Annotated in this window: 16 protein-coding genes; 12 read left to right on the forward strand and 4 right to left on the reverse strand. The window is 44.6% G+C overall.

Annotated features, from left to right (window positions below):
- Positions 1-14: 14 nt before the first annotated feature.
- The 4 genes from AB4493_RS06005 to AB4493_RS06020 all read right to left on the reverse strand — a co-directional run bounded on the left by AB4493_RS06005 (position 15) and on the right by AB4493_RS06020 (position 3999).
- Complete coding sequence (locus tag AB4493_RS06005; protein WP_017062085.1) at positions 15-755, reverse strand: ATP-dependent zinc protease; 741 nt, start codon at positions 753-755, stop codon at positions 15-17.
- 312 nt (positions 756-1067) lie between these two features.
- On the reverse strand, positions 1068-2039 hold the full coding sequence (gene cmoB, locus AB4493_RS06010) for a tRNA 5-methoxyuridine(34)/uridine 5-oxyacetic acid(34) synthase CmoB (RefSeq protein WP_017062084.1): 972 nt from the start codon (positions 2037-2039) through the stop codon (positions 1068-1070).
- A 186-nt stretch (positions 2040-2225) separates the two neighbouring features.
- On the reverse strand, positions 2226-2954 hold the full coding sequence (cmoA, locus tag AB4493_RS06015; RefSeq protein ID WP_017062083.1) for a carboxy-S-adenosyl-L-methionine synthase CmoA: 729 nt from the start codon (positions 2952-2954) through the stop codon (positions 2226-2228).
- Between the two features lie 139 nt (positions 2955-3093).
- Positions 3094-3999 (reverse strand): DUF72 domain-containing protein, encoded by a 906-nt coding sequence (locus AB4493_RS06020; RefSeq protein WP_029235140.1) that lies wholly within the window; start codon positions 3997-3999, stop codon positions 3094-3096.
- 314 nt (positions 4000-4313) lie between these two features.
- On the opposite strand from AB4493_RS06020, the gene aspS reads away from it, so the two are divergent.
- From aspS to tolR, 12 genes are all read left to right on the forward strand, one after another.
- The gene (aspS, locus tag AB4493_RS06025; protein WP_017062081.1) at positions 4314-6092 is read left to right on the forward strand and encodes an aspartate--tRNA ligase; all 1779 of its coding nucleotides are present in this window, start codon (positions 4314-4316) and stop codon (positions 6090-6092) included.
- A 171-nt stretch (positions 6093-6263) separates the two neighbouring features.
- Positions 6264-6785 (forward strand): crossover junction endodeoxyribonuclease RuvC, encoded by a 522-nt coding sequence (gene ruvC, locus AB4493_RS06030; RefSeq protein WP_004736470.1) that lies wholly within the window; start codon positions 6264-6266, stop codon positions 6783-6785.
- Between the two features lie 196 nt (positions 6786-6981).
- A complete protein-coding gene (locus AB4493_RS06035) occupies positions 6982-8442 on the forward strand; it encodes a methyl-accepting chemotaxis protein (RefSeq protein ID WP_136973579.1) in 1461 nt (486 codons plus the stop codon).
- 92 nt (positions 8443-8534) lie between these two features.
- Entirely contained in the window at positions 8535-9146 is a 612-nt protein-coding gene (ruvA, locus tag AB4493_RS06040; RefSeq protein ID WP_372154664.1) for a Holliday junction branch migration protein RuvA, read from the forward strand.
- 103 nt (positions 9147-9249) lie between these two features.
- On the forward strand, positions 9250-10266 hold the full coding sequence (ruvB, locus tag AB4493_RS06045) for a Holliday junction branch migration DNA helicase RuvB (RefSeq protein WP_017062078.1): 1017 nt from the start codon (positions 9250-9252) through the stop codon (positions 10264-10266).
- A gap of 552 nt (positions 10267-10818) precedes the next feature.
- Positions 10819-12405 carry a cytochrome ubiquinol oxidase subunit I gene (gene cydA, locus AB4493_RS06050; RefSeq protein WP_017062077.1) on the forward strand — a complete coding sequence of 529 codons (1587 nt, stop codon included), beginning with the start codon at positions 10819-10821 and terminating at the stop codon, positions 12403-12405.
- Positions 12406-12418: 13 nt separating this feature from the next.
- A complete protein-coding gene (cydB, locus tag AB4493_RS06055) occupies positions 12419-13555 on the forward strand; it encodes a cytochrome d ubiquinol oxidase subunit II (protein WP_017062076.1) in 1137 nt (378 codons plus the stop codon).
- A gap of 31 nt (positions 13556-13586) precedes the next feature.
- Positions 13587-13694, forward strand: coding sequence for a cytochrome bd-I oxidase subunit CydX (gene cydX, locus AB4493_RS06060; RefSeq protein WP_000270284.1), 108 nt, complete (start codon positions 13587-13589; stop codon positions 13692-13694).
- The gene (gene ybgE, locus AB4493_RS06065; RefSeq protein ID WP_372154665.1) at positions 13687-13989 is read left to right on the forward strand and encodes a cyd operon protein YbgE; all 303 of its coding nucleotides are present in this window, start codon (positions 13687-13689) and stop codon (positions 13987-13989) included. The genes cydX and ybgE overlap by 8 nt, the downstream gene beginning before the upstream one ends.
- 172 nt (positions 13990-14161) lie before the next feature.
- Complete coding sequence (gene ybgC / locus AB4493_RS06070) at positions 14162-14599, forward strand: tol-pal system-associated acyl-CoA thioesterase (protein WP_017062074.1); 438 nt, start codon at positions 14162-14164, stop codon at positions 14597-14599.
- Complete coding sequence (gene tolQ / locus AB4493_RS06075) at positions 14589-15272, forward strand: protein TolQ (RefSeq protein ID WP_017062073.1); 684 nt, start codon at positions 14589-14591, stop codon at positions 15270-15272. Before ybgC ends, tolQ begins: the two co-directional genes overlap by 11 nt.
- Before the next feature lie 3 nt (positions 15273-15275).
- Complete coding sequence (gene tolR, locus AB4493_RS06080; protein ID WP_017062072.1) at positions 15276-15719, forward strand: protein TolR; 444 nt, start codon at positions 15276-15278, stop codon at positions 15717-15719.
- Positions 15720-15722 lie beyond the last annotated feature (3 nt).

Below are 15722 nucleotides of genomic sequence, written 5' to 3' on the forward strand. Positions count from 1 at the left end.
TTACCCTACTATTGTTATTTAACTTCCGTTTGTACGTACTTTTTACTTACATCTACTAGCGCTATGTCTTTGATAAATTCGCGCCCTAGTAACACAGGGTGACTCATTTGAGAGCGATCCGCCAATGTAAATTGCGCTTTTTCATGGATTTTTCCAACTTTCACCCATAATTCGATCACAGCTCGACGTTCTGCTTGATCATTGGTTGATTGACGGATTTTTACATAACGTACAACAGGCGCTTCAATCCATTTCTGGTCTTCTTTAGCTTGGGCTTTGTCGTCTAGGTGAAATTTAACCCAGTTCTTGCCGTTACGTTCGAATTCTTTGATATCGACAGCGTTTAAAGAAGAGGTGGTTGCACCTGTATCAACACGAGCATCAAAGCTTTGCTTGATAGAGTCGATAAACACTTTTTCGATGCCGCCAAGGATAGTCGGTTGTGATATAGGAGCGATAGGAGCAACGGCAATAGCGACCGGTTCCTCTTCCTCTAGCTCTTCAATAACCTTGTGTTCCATGCTCGTTAGATGGGTATCTAATTGACTAGAAAGGGTAGTAATTTCGTCTTCTAAGCTTTCAATATAGTCACTTTGATTGCTTAGTTGCAGTTCAAGATTTTGAACCTTATTTGCGATGTTTGTCTCTGAGCGGGAAATAGCGTCGAGAGTTTCTTGGTGGTAGGTAGCACCATTTGTAAGAGTACAACCAGAGAGCAAACCAACCGCCACAATAGGCGATAATCGCTTAAACATAAAAAAACCTTTGAGAATTAGAGAATAGTTCAGACTATTTAGAAGTTTAGCCCACAAAAAAGGATGCGTGAAGCATCCTATTGTAAGAGTCTGGTCATATTGAATCGCAATGTGAGCGCTACGCCAATTATTGCTATTTGGAATAGCTCACTTATTAAACACAAGTCAATTTTTGTTCAATTCTTAAGCTAAGGAAGCAAGGTTCACCGCGAAATTAACAGTGGCTTTTTGACCATGCAAGCAATTGTTTTGCTGCCTTAATAGGCTTGTGCTTTATTTACTCAATATGCCACTGCTTTGTGGGCAGTAAATCTATGGCTTTGTTGCTACCAGAATCGCACGTCTCGGTGCAGGGTGACCTTCAACCGTTTTACTTGGATCGTTCGGATCGAGGTAATCTGGAAGAGAGTTGTGTGTCATCCATTCTGTGGTGCGTTGTTCACCAATTGTCGTGACATTTTCGTCAACGATTCGTACGTCTTCAAAACCAACTTGTTCTAGCCAGCGTTTCAGTGCGCGAGCTGAAGGGAAGAAGTAGACGTTTCTCATTTGCGCGTAACGGTCAACCGGAACTAATACTGCGTTCTCATCGCCTTCAATCACCAAGGTTTCAAGAACCAGTTCACCGCCAGACACCAATTGGTCTTTCAGTTGAATCAAGTGGTCCAGTGGTGAACGACGATGGTAAAGCACGCCCATGCTGAATACCGTGTCGTAGGCTTCTAGCTTTGGGAGCTGCTCAATACCTAGAGGTAATAGGTGAGCTCGTTGGTCATCGCCCATCAACTTACGAATTGCTTCAAACTGAACCAAGAATAGGTGGGAAGGATCGATACCAACCGTTAAGCGAGCACCTTCACCCAGCATGCGCCACATGTGGTAACCATTGCCACAACCTACATCGAGAACCGAACGGTTTTTTAATGGAGATATATGTGGAAGCACACGATCCCATTTCCAGTCACTGCGCCACTCTGTATCGATATGGATGTCGTGAACCGTATAAGGACCTTTTCTCCACGGGTGGAAAGTCTTCAATAAGCTTTCTAGCTTTTTCAGTTCGCCTGTGTGGTATGGCGTAGAACTACCAATCGTCACTGAATTTTTCAGGTCAACTTGATCTGGCACGTCTTGTGGAATCTTGTTTAGTGCACGTAGCCAGCGGTCAAAGTCACCGTGCTCTGCATTTTGCCAATCGGTCAGTTGCTGTGGCAGGACATTTAGCCACGGCTGAAGGCGAGTATCTTGGGCAATAAGTTGATAAAAATTGGCAAAATTAAACATAGGTTTTCACTGAGTTGGTGGTGTAGAAATTAAATTTGTCACTTCATTAAGAGTGTGGACAAACATGCTAGGGAATCTCGTTTATCGTGTTTGATAAGAGATCCCCAATTCGTTTGTTCCTCGCTCTTGAGGATGACATTTTAGTACGTGCTAACGGTGTCGCGACGGTTACGTAATCTAAAATGTTTACTTTATCGCGAACATTGAACCAAAGTTGAAACATTGGAACCAGACTTCGCTGCTTGAGAAGCCAATCTTATCAAATCGCTCTCTGTGAACAGGGATCGAATCCGGGCGCATCACGTTTTCAATTGCGCTACGTTTCTGACTTACTTCTAGCTCGCTGTACCCGTTAGCACGTTTGAAATCATGGTGCAGGTCGATAAGCAGTTCATTTGAGCTTTCATCTTCGAATACGTATTTTTCTGACAGGATTAAGATCCCGCCTGGGCGCAAGCCAGCATGAATTTTCTCAAGCAGAGCGTATCGATCGTCTGGAGAAAGAAATTGCAGCGTAAAGTTAAGCACCACAACAGAAGCGTCTTTGATTTCCACTTCACGGATGTCGGCTTCAATCACTTCTACCGGTGTGTCACTGCGGTAAGCATTAACGTGCAATTTGCAGCGCTCAACCATGGCTTCTGAATTATCGATCGCGAAAATCGTGCAGCCTTCTTGCTGAATGTGACGACGCATAGAAAGTGTCGCAGCACCAAGCGAGCAGCCAAGGTCGTAAATATTTGAGTGTGGCTTTACAAAGCGCTCAGCCAGCATGCCGATTGCAGAGATGATATTGCTATAGCCAGGCACCGAACGTTGAATCATATCCGGAAATACTTCAGCAACCCTTGCATCAAAGGTGAAGTCTCCAATTTTATCAATAGGAGCGGAAAAGATATTGTCTGTGTTGCTCATAGCATTTTCTCTCGACAGTCAGCGTAATTGGCACAAAATTCGTACCAAATAAAAGGGGGCGTATTTTACGTAAAAAAAACGCCACTGTCACGAAAACTGAGATTTAGCTCAAGGTTCGAAGCTACTTACAAGTGAGAGGTTAAAACATCGAGATTTGGTGATTGCCTTTTTGAGCTGGAAACTGAGCCAGTTCGGGCAGTAATAATGATGTATTTTCAGAGACTTGCTTTTGTAGCCTCTTATAAATAGCAATCGCAAGTTCAGGTGCGTGGTTATTGTCTGGGGTGTGGATCATTAAATAGGGCTGCTTGCCTTCATTAAGCCAGTTTGGGATTTTGGCAAACCAAGGCTTAAAAAACTCAATATTAGGTTCTTGGTCTGGGTGACCAATAAATCGAATCATCGGGTTATTGGCGGTAGCAATTGCATGAACAGGAACACGCGGTTTTTTCTGATGCGCATCGATCACCGCTTCTGTGGTGGGTGGCGCAGAGAAAACGGGGCGGCTGTCCATAATGATGCGATTGATGCCTTCCTCAACCAGCCATTGGTTGAAGCGTTTTTCCGCATCGCCCTTATCAAAGAAACCTAAGTGTCGAACTTCGACGCCAAGCTGCATATCTTTTGGGAATAAGGTGCAAAACTTTTGTAGGGCAGGCAGCATGCTGGGCTCAAAACTGTGCGGCAGCTGAATCGTCCATTGACCAATACGGTCATGCAGTGGCGACATCGTCATCAAGAACTCTTTGAGTTCGGCTTGGCAGTGTCTCAGTTGTTGCTGGTGGGTGATGAATTTGGGCAATTTGAAGGTGAACTTGAAATCATCGTGACTGGCGGCTTTCCAATTGTGAACGGTAGACATACTTGGCGTAGCGTAAAAGGTGGTGTTGCCCTCAACGGTATGGAAAACTTGGGTGTATTTTTCCAAGCGTTCGGCAGGCTTGGTGCCTTTACCGTAGAACTGACTTTGCCACTCAGAATGAGACCACATAGTTAATCCAAGTCTTAGAGGTAAAGTTTCTGTTGTTATTACACGATTATCCATCTATTACACCGTTATCCATCACGCCATCAGTCATTACAAAAAGTTTTTGGGTTGAAACGAAAATCTACTTTACGAGAGTTTTGCTGATTAAGGTACTTTCGAGATATAATTATCGCAATTTTTTCGGTTTTGATGAATCTTTGCGCACTTGATGGGCTAAAAAGCAGCAAAGCCAGATAAAACACAATAAATTCGAATGTGGAAGGTCGATTTTAAGCGAGTTTCCGCGTATAAATGTTCCTTTGCTCTGTTGTGTGGAATGACCACTGACAGCTTGGAAATTAGTAAATAATTAAGAGATTGGGAAATTCATTATGCGTACCCATTACTGTGGTAACCTGAACAAGTCCCTGGCGGGACAAACTGTAGAATTGTGCGGCTGGGTAAACCGTCGCCGTGATTTAGGCGGTCTTATCTTTATTGATATGCGTGATCGTGAAGGCATCGTTCAGGTTGTTGTCGATCCAGATATGAAAGATATCTTCCCGATCGCTAACCAACTGCGTAATGAATTCTGTATCAAGTTTACTGGTGAAGTACGAGTTCGTCCGGACAGCCAAGTAAATAAAGACATGGCTACTGGTGAAGTAGAACTTTACGCGACGGGTCTAGAGATCATTAACCGTTCAGAAGCGCTTCCACTAGACTTCAACCAAACGAACTCTGAAGAGCAGCGTCTTAAGTACCGTTACATCGATCTTCGTCGTCCAGAAATGAGCGACCGTATTAAGCTTCGTGCACGTGCTTCTAGCTTCGTTCGTCGTTTCCTAGATGAGAACTTATTCCTAGACATCGAAACGCCAGTACTAACGAAAGCGACACCAGAAGGTGCTCGTGACTACCTAGTACCAAGCCGTGTTCACAAAGGTAGCTTCTACGCACTTCCTCAATCTCCTCAGCTTTTCAAGCAACTGCTGATGATGTCTGGTTTTGACCGTTACTACCAAATCGTTAAATGTTTCCGTGATGAAGATTTACGTGCTGACCGTCAGCCTGAATTTACTCAAATCGATATCGAAACATCTTTCATGACTTCTCAAGAAGTACGTAACGTGACTGAGAAGCTTGTTCACGATATGTGGAAAGAACTTCTAGATGTTGAACTAGGTCAATTCCCAGTAATGCCTTTCTCTGAAGCGATTCGTCGTTTCGGTTCTGATAAGCCAGATCTACGTAACCCACTAGAGCTAGTGGACGTTGCTGACTTGGTTAAAGATGTTGAATTCAAGGTATTCTCTGGCCCAGCTAACGACGAAAAAGGTCGCGTAGCAGTTATCCGTGTTCCAGGTGGTGCTAAGCTAACTCGTAAGCAAATCGACGGCTACGCTGAACACGTAAACATCTACGGCGCGAAAGGCCTAGCTTGGATGAAGGTTAACGACCGTGCTGCAGGCATGGAAGGTATTCAATCTCCAGTTGCTAAATTCCTAAGCGAAGACGTAATCAACGGTATTCTAGATCGTACTCAAGCTGAATCTGGCGATATCATTCTGTTCGGCGCAGACAAAGCGGGCATCGTTGCTGAAGCAATGGGCGCACTTCGTCTTAAACTAGGTACGGATCTAGAGCTAACAGACACATCTGCATGGGCTCCACTGTGGGTTGTTGACTTCCCAATGTTCGAAGAAGACGGCGAAGGTAACCTACACGCAATGCACCACCCATTCACATCACCACTAGGTGTGAACGCGGAAGAGCTAAAAGCGAACCCAGCAGCAGCAAATTCTGATGCATACGACATGGTAATCAACGGCTACGAAGTAGGCGGCGGTTCTGTACGTATCCACAACGCAGAAATGCAAACAGCGGTATTTGGTATCCTAGGTATCGAAGCACAAGAGCAACAAGAGAAGTTCGGCTTCCTACTTGAAGCGCTTAAGTACGGCACGCCACCGCACGCTGGTCTAGCATTCGGTCTTGACCGTCTAGCAATGCTGCTTTGTGGTACTGAGAACATCCGTGACGTTATCGCATTTCCGAAAACAACAGCTGCAGCATGTCTACTGACAGACGCGCCAAGCCTAGCGAACCCAGCATCACTGGAAGAGCTAGCAATCGCAGTTAAATTGGCAGAGAAAAAAGAGCAAGCGTAAGCCTGTTATCTTTTCTTGTTGATGAAGAGATCCTAGTTGATAGAGAGCTCTCAATTAATTAGCCAAGACTTGCCAGTAAATTAGAGAATGCCCGTTAATTTGACGGGCATTTTTTTTTGCGTTCGATATACTAAGCTCATAAAGCATGTATAAATAATCAGTATTGAAGTTATGTCTATTATCTTAGGAATTGACCCTGGCTCGCGTATTACCGGCTATGGCGTGATTCGTCAAAATGGTCGCCATCTATATTACTTAGGTAGCGGTTGTATTCGCACCTCTGAAAAAGAACTGCCGGGCCGACTCAAACAAATCTACGCCGGTGTGAGCGAAATCATCACTCAGTTTCAACCGGATGTGTTTGCGATAGAACAGGTCTTCATGGCGAAGAATGCGGATTCTGCACTTAAGCTGGGACAAGCGCGTGGCAGTGCGATAGTGGCAGCGGTAAATGCTGATCTCCCCGTTCATGAATATGCGGCTCGTCTAATCAAACAAGCGGTGACAGGCAATGGTGGTGCAGATAAGTCGATGGTTCAGAACATGGTGATGAGCATGCTTAAGTTACCCGCTAAACCACAGGCCGATGCTGCCGATGCTCTAGGCGTAGCGATCACTCACGCCAACACCAATAAAACTTTGGTAGCTCTTGCTGGTAAAGCGACAGGCGCGAGAAAAGGGCGCTACCGTTAATCCCATCCCTCTATTTTCTAATAGCTTGCATTACATGAGCCTTACGCCTCGTTTGGCTCAGTTCAAAACAATACGCCCCTAAATCCTTGATGAAATGAGATCTTTCGAACACAAACCAAATAATAACATTGCGCATCATTTAACATGTTATTAACATCGGTCAGAGGTCTAACAAGTTAATCAAGGATGATCACTGATGAACCCTATCAAGCTGTGGCGCGCGTTGTTTCTACCCAAAAGTAATGGGTGGAGTAACAACCAAGTCAGACAAGCCGATATCTTATTACTCTTTACCTTTATCGCCTTCTTTGTGGGTGTCTACAGCTTAATTAAATGGACAAAGCACGAAGAGCAACTTCTGATCACCACATCTGTATTCCTTATCGTGTTTGAACTGATCTCCGCACTGCTGTTGCGTGTTACCAGTAAACCCAGCCTTGCACTTAGCTTTGGTTTTGTCGGGATGGCAGTACACGCGTTGAACATCATCTACCAAAGCGGTGGTGTGGTGGCGTCAACACAGGCTTATTGGGTGCCTTTGCTAGTGGTCGCTTTTTTCTTGTCGGGAACTCGAATTGTCGCCCTTGTATGGAGTGGGTTAGTGATTGGCGTTTCTTTGGTGATGACTTCAGCTCATCTTGATGGCTTTGAATTTCCGCAGTTAGTACTTACTCCGGAAGCGGTGGTGGTTGAAACATGGTCTGGTGTGATCATGCCGCTGGTGGTGATTTGCATTGCTCAAGCGTTTACCGCTAAGCAAAAAGAGGTGGCAATTGAAATGGCAGAAGATGCGATCTCGGAAAGCCAACAGATTGCCAATCAAGCGACGCAAAGTGAAGGTCGACTTTCTATTGTCCTAGACCAAGCTAACTCAAACTCTGAAAGCTTACAGGGCGTATCTGTCCATTTAGATCAGCAGTCTCAAGACCTGCATGCTCAAGTTGAAGTGTTGAACATCAATTGCGAATCTCAGGCGAGTGCAGCAGAACAGATGAGCCAACAACTGCATCAAATGACTCAAGGCATCGAAGAATCTAATTCATTTGTGGGTGAGCTAAAAGAGCGCAGCGAAGCGGTCGGAATGAAAGCGCAAAAGAGCTCAGAATCACTAGAAGCCTCAACCAGTGCAATCAGCCAGATCATTCAAAGTAATCAAGAAATCATGAAAGTCGCTGATTTGATTACCTCGGTTGCCGAGCAAACCAACCTATTAGCACTCAATGCAGCTATAGAAGCGGCTCGTGCCGGTGAGCAAGGACGAGGTTTTGCGGTAGTTGCAGACCAAGTGAGAGAGCTATCGGCGAAAAGCAGCCATTCCGCGATAGAAATTCGAACCTTATTAGACCGAAGTAAAGAAGAAGTGGAACATGGCAGAGCCATCATTGAAACTACGGCCAATGAAATGAACGGCATTATCTCTGAGGTGCAAACCATCTCGACCGATGTTAATCAGCTCACCAATATTATGGCGATGCAGATGAGCTCATTGAAAGAACTCGATCTCGCCAGTTCAGAAGTGGCGCAGAGCGTTGCAGAAACCAAATCCGTGTCAAGTTTAGTCGCTAATTATGGTTCTGAACTGACCGGGCATGTCACCTCAGTAAAAGAACTGGTCGAAAGCTTAAACAGCGTGGTTTCCCAAGCTAAGCAAGCTTAAATAAATCATCCTAATAAACACAAAGAACTGGATAAGCATCCAGTTCTTTTATATTCTGTCCCTCAAATTATATTCCATCAAGAGAGTGAATTGTGATCGGACGTCTACGCGGTACATTAATAGAAAAACAGCCACCAGAATTACTAATCGAAGTGAGTGGCGTTGGCTATGAAGTTCAAATGCCAATGAGCTGTTTTTATGAATTACCAAACGTGGGCGAAGAGGCAATCATCTACACGCACTTTGTTGTACGTGAAGATGCGCAGCTACTTTATGGTTTTAACACGGTTAAAGAGCGTGCGCTGTTCCGTGAAGTTATCAAAGCAAACGGTGTGGGCCCTAAGCTTGGCCTTGGCATTCTTTCAGGCATGACAGCTAGTCAATTTGTGCAGAGTGTTGAGCGTGAAGACATCTCGACGCTGGTTAAACTTCCGGGTGTGGGTAAGAAAACCGCTGAACGTCTGGTTGTTGAAATGAAAGACCGCCTGAAAGGGTGGGGCGCGGGTGACTTGTTTACTCCAGCGACAGATGCAGCTCCGATTGATTCTATGCCAACCGTTCACGACGCGGAAGAAGAAGCGGTAAGTGCGCTACTTGCATTAGGCTACAAGCCGACTCAAGCTTCCAAGGTGGTTTCTCAAGTGGCTAAAGATGGCATGACCAGCGAACGGTTGATTCGCGAAGCTCTGAAATCGATGGTTTAATACCCAATATACTTGTTCGACAAAATAGACTCATTCACTTTGCCTTTACACAGAGTCAAGAAGCGCAGAGTCAACAAGAGCATAGTTAGGAATAGCAGAATTTATGATTGAAGCCGATCGCCTTATTGCACCGGATAACCCAGTATTCAAAGATGAAGATGTCATTGATCGTGCAATACGCCCTAAAGCACTGGCTGACTATCAAGGTCAGGATCACGTTCGTGGCCAGATGGAGATTTTCATCAAAGCGGCACAACTGCGTAACGAGGCGCTCGACCATCTGTTGATATTTGGCCCTCCAGGCTTGGGTAAAACCACGTTGGCGAACATTGTTGCCAATGAGATGGATGTCAACATTCGTACGACTTCAGGCCCTGTTCTAGAAAAAGCAGGCGACCTAGCGGCGTTACTGACCAATCTCGAAGAAAATGATGTCCTGTTCATTGATGAGATTCACCGTTTAAGCCCTGTGGTTGAAGAGGTGTTGTACCCTGCAATGGAAGACTACCAATTAGATATCATGATTGGTGAAGGCCCAGCGGCACGCTCTATCAAGATTGACCTTCCTCCTTTTACTTTGATTGGCGCAACCACTCGTGCTGGCTCACTGACATCGCCGTTACGTGACCGTTTTGGTATTACTCAGCGTCTTGAGTACTACAAGGTTGAAGATCTACAAAACATCGTTCAGCGCAGTGCAGATTGCCTTGGTCTTTCTATGGAGTCCGAAGGGGCGCTAGAAGTTGCTCGCCGAGCTCGTGGTACGCCACGTATTGCTAACCGTCTACTGCGCCGTGTTCGTGATTATGCGGAAGTAAAAGGCGACGGGCATATTTGTCCGGAGGTTGCTGACAAAGCGCTAAACATGTTGGATGTCGATGCTAAAGGTTTCGACTACATGGATAGAAAGCTTCTGCTGGCGATTATGGAGAAGTTTGGTGGTGGTCCGGTAGGTATCGACAACATGGCTGCCGCGATTGGTGAAGAGAGAGACACTATTGAAGATGTGTTAGAACCTTACTTGATTCAACAAGGTTACCTACAAAGGACGCCAAGAGGTCGAATCGCGACCGACAGAGCGTATTTACACTTTGGAATAGATAAACCCTCCAATCGTTAAATTATTCATTTTTAAAGATCCCAGTTGCATAAGCGCTGGGGTTTTTTGCTTTTTACTGAATAACAACTCTTTGAGCGAGTCGATAAAAAGATCGAAAAGGGAGCTTCAAAAATGGAAACTTTGATTTCAGGTTTGATTTAGATAACAGGAAATGAAATAAGTTGTCATATTTTTTGTTAATACTTTATAGGTAGTTGTAATTCGGATGTTGAGGCGGTGCTGAGCATTTGTCACAGATATCATGCGCTGTTATTAAGACAAGCATAATTGGTGTGATTTTAATCATAATTGTACAAAAATAACTCTAATTTGCTCGAATAAATTTGATACAAATCAACGCAGGGTTCTCCCATAAACCTTTTGAAACATACTGATTTTACCAGTAATATTAGCGCCAGCTATATTAGCTCATGCTTAACAATAATCTAACTATAACGGTACGTTTTTGCTACAAATTTCAACTTGTAATAACAATTACACAAATTGTTTTAACATGGATTTTTGCGGTGAATAATCACACAAGTGTCATTCAGCCGACACAAAGGAGTTACCATGATTGATGTTGTTGATCTGTCGCGATTGCAGTTTGCATTTACAGCGATGTATCACTTCCTATTTGTTCCACTGACTTTAGGTATGGCATTTCTACTTGCCATTATGGAGTCAGTTTATGTAATGACTGGCAAGCAAATTTACAAGGACATGACCAAGTTCTGGGGTAAATTGTTTGGTATTAACTTTGCTCTTGGTGTAGCGACAGGCTTAACCATGGAGTTCCAGTTTGGTACTAACTGGTCTTACTATTCTCACTATGTTGGCGACATTTTTGGTGCTCCGCTAGCTATCGAAGCGCTTGTTGCATTCTTCCTAGAGTCTACTTTTGTTGGCCTATTCTTCTTCGGTTGGGACAGACTGTCAAAGCGTCAGCACTTAGCGGTAACTTGGTTAGTAGCACTTGGCTCTAACTTCTCTGCGCTTTGGATCTTGGTAGCAAACGGCTGGATGCAAAACCCAGTGGGTGCGGAATTTAACTTTGAAACTATGCGTATGGAAATGGTGAGCTTCGCTGAAGTTGTACTAAACCCAGTAGCACAAGTTAAATTCGTACACACAGTAGCGTCTGGTTACACAACGGGTGCAATGTTCATCCTTGGTATCAGCTCATACTACATTCTTAAAGGTCGTGACCTTGCCTTTGCTCGTCGTTCTTTCGCGATTGCAGCGTCTTTCGGTATGGCGGCGATCTTGTCAGTAATCGTACTAGGTGATGAATCTGGTTACGAGCTTGGTGAAGTTCAAAAAGTGAAGCTCGCTGCTGTAGAAGCGGAATGGCACACTGAAGAAGCACCAGCAGCATTTACTGTTTTTGGTATTCCGAACCAAGAGACAATGAATACTGACTACGCAATTAAAATTCCTTACGTAATGGGTATCATCGCAACGCGTTCGCTTGATACTGAAGTAACGGGCCTACGTGACCTACGTGATGACCACGTTGATCGTATCCGTACTGGTATGTACGCGTACGAGCTGCTTGAAAAGCTACGTGCAGGCGATAAGTCTGAAGAAAACATGGCTGCGTTCGACGAAGTGAAAGGTGACCTAGGTTACGGCTTGCTTCTTAAGCGCTACACAGACGACGTTGTTGATGCAACTGAAGACCAAATCCAAATGGCTGCGGATGATTCTATCCCAACAGTTTGGCCTCTATTCTGGTCATTCCGTCTGATGGTTGCTTGTGGCTTCATCATGCTGTTTGTATTCGGTGCTGCGTTTGTTCAAACGTGTCGTCAGAAAATCGAACAGAAACCATGGGTACTTAAAGCTGCGCTATTCTCAATCCCACTTCCTTGGATTGCGATTGAAGCAGGTTGGTTCGTTGCTGAGTTTGGTCGTCAACCATGGGCGGTTGGTGAAATCCTACCGGTTAACGTTGCTGCATCAGCACTGACTATTGAACAGCTTTGGACTTCTCTATTCGCTATCCTGGCACTTTACACAGTGTTCTTGATTGCTGAAGTTTACCTAATGCTGAAATTCGCACGTAAAGGTCCAAGTAGCTTGAAGACAGGCCGTTACCACTTCGAACAAAACGATAACTCTGTTGAAGACAAAGTTAGCCGTTCAGTTGAAGTATAAGTGAGGGAATATTATGTTTGATTACGAAAGCTTACGACTTATTTGGTGGGTATTGATCGGTGTTCTACTGGTTGGTTTCGCCGTAACTGATGGCTTTGATATGGGTGTTGCCGCTCTGTCACCTGTTATCGGTAAGAGCGACACTGAACGTCGTATTATGCTAAACACGATTGCCCCTCACTGGGATGGTAACCAAGTTTGGCTTATCACTGCGGGTGGTGCATTGTTTGCTGCATGGCCACTGGTTTACGCGACGTCTTTCTCTGGTTTTTACTTCGCAATGTACGTAACGCTAGCTGCACTTTGGTTACGTCCACTTGCTCTTGACTACCGTTCAAAGATCGAAGATCCAAAATGGCGCAAAACTTGGGACTACGCACTTTGCTTTAGTGGCGCAGTACCACCAATCATTTTCGGTGTGGCATTTGGTAACCTACTACAAGGTGTTCCATTTGAACTGAACGAATTTATGATGTCTAAGTACCATGGTACGTTCTTCGCTCTGCTTAACCCATTTGCATTGCTTTGTGGTGTGTTGGCTCTGATGTTGTTCGTGATGCAAGGTGCAACATGGCTTCAAATGAAGACAACAGAAGCGCTGCACGCTCGTGCTCGTAACGTTGCTCAGATCACTGGCCTAATTGCTATTGCTCTATTCGTTATTGGTGGTTTCTGGGTTCAATCTATCGAAGGCTATGTAATTACGAGCACTATCGATACGTTTGCTGACTCAAACCCACTAAACAAAGAAGTATCACTTCAAGTGGGTGCTTGGATGACAAACTTCGAAACTTATCCAGCAATGTGGGCTGCGCCGATCCTTGGTGTAGCAATGCCACTGCTTGCTGTGATTGCATCTCGCTTTGAGCGTGGTGGTTTCGCATTCTTGTTCTCAAGCCTATCGAACGCTGGTGTTATTCTAACGGCTGGTTTTGCAATGTTCCCATTCGTAATGCCATCAAGCCTGAACCCTAACCAAAGCTTGACTATGTGGGATTCAACAGCGAGTGAGCTAACGCTTGGTCTTATGACTGTCGTTGCGGCGGTAATGGTTCCTGTGATTCTTGGCTACACAACTTGGACATACTACAAAATGTTCGGTCGTCTAGATAAGAAACACATCGAAGATAACGACGTTTCAGCTTACTAAGCTAGAAGTTAAATAACTTAGGAGAAATTTTATGTGGTATTTCGCATGGATTTTGGGTGTACTTCTAGCATGTGCATTCGGCATCATCAATGCTCTATGGCTAGAGCATTCAGAAATGATGGACAAAGACAGTGAGTAATCTCGCAGAGCAAATCGCTAAGCTGCATCAACCAATGGATAAGACTCTGTTTAGAGCCTTAGCCCTAGTATTGGGTTTCATGCATGTGGGTTTAGTGATGTGGGATCCTGAAGCGTATGCGACAAGCATCGGTGGCTTTAACGCGATCATCGGACCAATGTTTATTTGGGCAGTATGCTCAAGCATGGTTTACGGTATCGGATTTAAGCCAAGAGCTTGGATGTGGCAGCTACTGTTTAGCCCATATGTTTCACTCACAATTTTGCTCTACCTAACGGTGCTGCGCCTTCTATAAAAGGCAAAGGATTTAGGTTCATAACAACGTGAGCCTTTATACTTGTTGGGTTTTTAGCCAAAAAGAGGTCATCTTATACAGATGGCCTTTTTTTTCGTCTCTCAAATCAAAAAATTCACAGCGATATACTATTAATGATAAGGAGTTAGGTTATAGTGAGATCTTTATCGTTTTGGATTGTGGTAGCAAATTGCAGGGATTATCTAAGCTATTTACGTGGCCAGTGACTGTGTATTACGAAGACACCGATGCGGGTGGCGTTGTATACCATTCAAACTATCTTAAGTTTTTCGAACGCGCTCGAACTGAGATGTTGCGCTCAATTGGCGTTTCTCAGCAAGTATTGTTAGAACAAAACATCGGTTTTGTAGTCCGACATATGGACATTGATTTTATTCAAGGCGCGCGTCTTGATGATTCTTTACAAGTCATTACAAATATTTACGAGTTGAAGCGAGCTACCTTGGTCTTCTGTCAAGAGATCGTAAATCCTGATGGCAAGGCATTGTGTAAAGCAATGGTTAAGGTAGCATGTATCGATAATCAAAAAATGAAACCCAAAGCAATGCCAACATTTATTCTCACGGAGCTAACGAATAGTGACTGCTGAAATCTCAATCTTAGGCCTAATTTTAGAAGCTAGTTTACTAGTTAAGATGGTCATGCTGACTCTTATGGGCATGTCTGTTGTTTCTTGGGCGATGATCATAAAAAGAAGTAAAGTGTTATCTCAAGCTTCTAAACAAACAGAAGTGTTTGAAGACAAATTTTGGTCAGGCGTTGATCTTGCAAAACTGTACCAAGAGAGCAACAAACGCAAAGACGAGCTTTCTGGTACTGAAGAAATTTTCTACGCAGGCTTTACTGAGTTCGCTCGCCTTCGTAAATCGAATGCAACATCACCTGACTTCATTATGGAAGGCACTGGCCGTGCGATGCGCGTTGCCGTTGCTCGTGAGGTTGATGAACTAGAAACTAACTTACCTTTCTTGGCGACCGTTGGCTCTATCAGCCCATACATCGGCCTATTTGGTACGGTTTGGGGCATCATGCACTCATTCATCGCATTAGGTGAAGTGAAGCAAGCGACGCTCGCAATGGTTGCTCCTGGTATTGCAGAAGCACTGATCGCAACAGCAATGGGTCTATTCGCTGCGATTCCAGCGGTAATGGCGTACAACCGCTTCAGCAGCCGAGTAGGCAAGCTAGAACACAACTACGCGACTTTCTCTGAAGAGTTTCACAGTATCCTTCACCGTCAAGCGATGGCTGGCAGGGAATAATAGATGGCTGGATACCAACCTAAAAAACGCAAAATGACAGCAGAGATTAACGTTGTACCTTACATCGACGTTATGCTTGTTTTGCTGATCATTTTTATGGTGACTTCGCCGTTTGTTACTCAAGGCGTTGACGTTGAATTGCCTCAGGCTTCAACGGCTAAATCGGCACAAGACCTACTGGGTGACGACAATGCAAGTTTCATCATCGTTGAAGTGAACAAAGACGGTGAACTTGGCTTGAGCGTTAATGACGAAGAAGTACAGCGTGGCTTATCAATGGAAGATATTATCGTCCGTGTGAAAGCCGAGTTGTCTCTGAAGCCAAACTCTCCAGTGGCGGTTGGTGGTGATGCCGCAACGCCATACGCTGAAGTGGTTTTATTACTTGATGAATTAAGCCGTGCAGGTGTGCCAAAGGTTGGCCTTTTAACGGATATAAGGGAATAGCTC

The organism is Vibrio sp. 10N.222.55.A1 (assembly GCF_041473835.1).
Classification (GTDB): Bacteria; Pseudomonadota; Gammaproteobacteria; order Enterobacterales; family Vibrionaceae; genus Vibrio; species Vibrio crassostreae_C.

Coding starts and splice junctions, on each gene's coding strand:
- tolR (WP_017062072.1), top strand. CDS start 15,276: ATGGCTGGATACCAACCTAAAAAACGCAAAATGACAGCAGAGATTAAC.
- ruvC (WP_004736470.1), top strand. CDS start 6,264: ATGTCTATTATCTTAGGAATTGACCCTGGCTCGCGTATTACCGGCTAT.
- cydA (WP_017062077.1), top strand. CDS start 10,819: ATGATTGATGTTGTTGATCTGTCGCGATTGCAGTTTGCATTTACAGCG.
- cmoB (WP_017062084.1), bottom strand. CDS start 2,039: ATGTTTAATTTTGCCAATTTTTATCAACTTATTGCCCAAGATACTCGC.
- aspS (WP_017062081.1), top strand. CDS start 4,314: ATGCGTACCCATTACTGTGGTAACCTGAACAAGTCCCTGGCGGGACAA.
- cydB (WP_017062076.1), top strand. CDS start 12,419: ATGTTTGATTACGAAAGCTTACGACTTATTTGGTGGGTATTGATCGGT.
- ruvB (WP_017062078.1), top strand. CDS start 9,250: ATGATTGAAGCCGATCGCCTTATTGCACCGGATAACCCAGTATTCAAA.
- cydX (WP_000270284.1), top strand. CDS start 13,587: ATGTGGTATTTCGCATGGATTTTGGGTGTACTTCTAGCATGTGCATTC.
- AB4493_RS06020 (WP_029235140.1), bottom strand. CDS start 3,999: ATGGATAATCGTGTAATAACAACAGAAACTTTACCTCTAAGACTTGGA.
- AB4493_RS06035 (WP_136973579.1), top strand. CDS start 6,982: ATGAACCCTATCAAGCTGTGGCGCGCGTTGTTTCTACCCAAAAGTAAT.
- cmoA (WP_017062083.1), bottom strand. CDS start 2,954: ATGAGCAACACAGACAATATCTTTTCCGCTCCTATTGATAAAATTGGA.
- AB4493_RS06005 (WP_017062085.1), bottom strand. CDS start 755: ATGTTTAAGCGATTATCGCCTATTGTGGCGGTTGGTTTGCTCTCTGGT.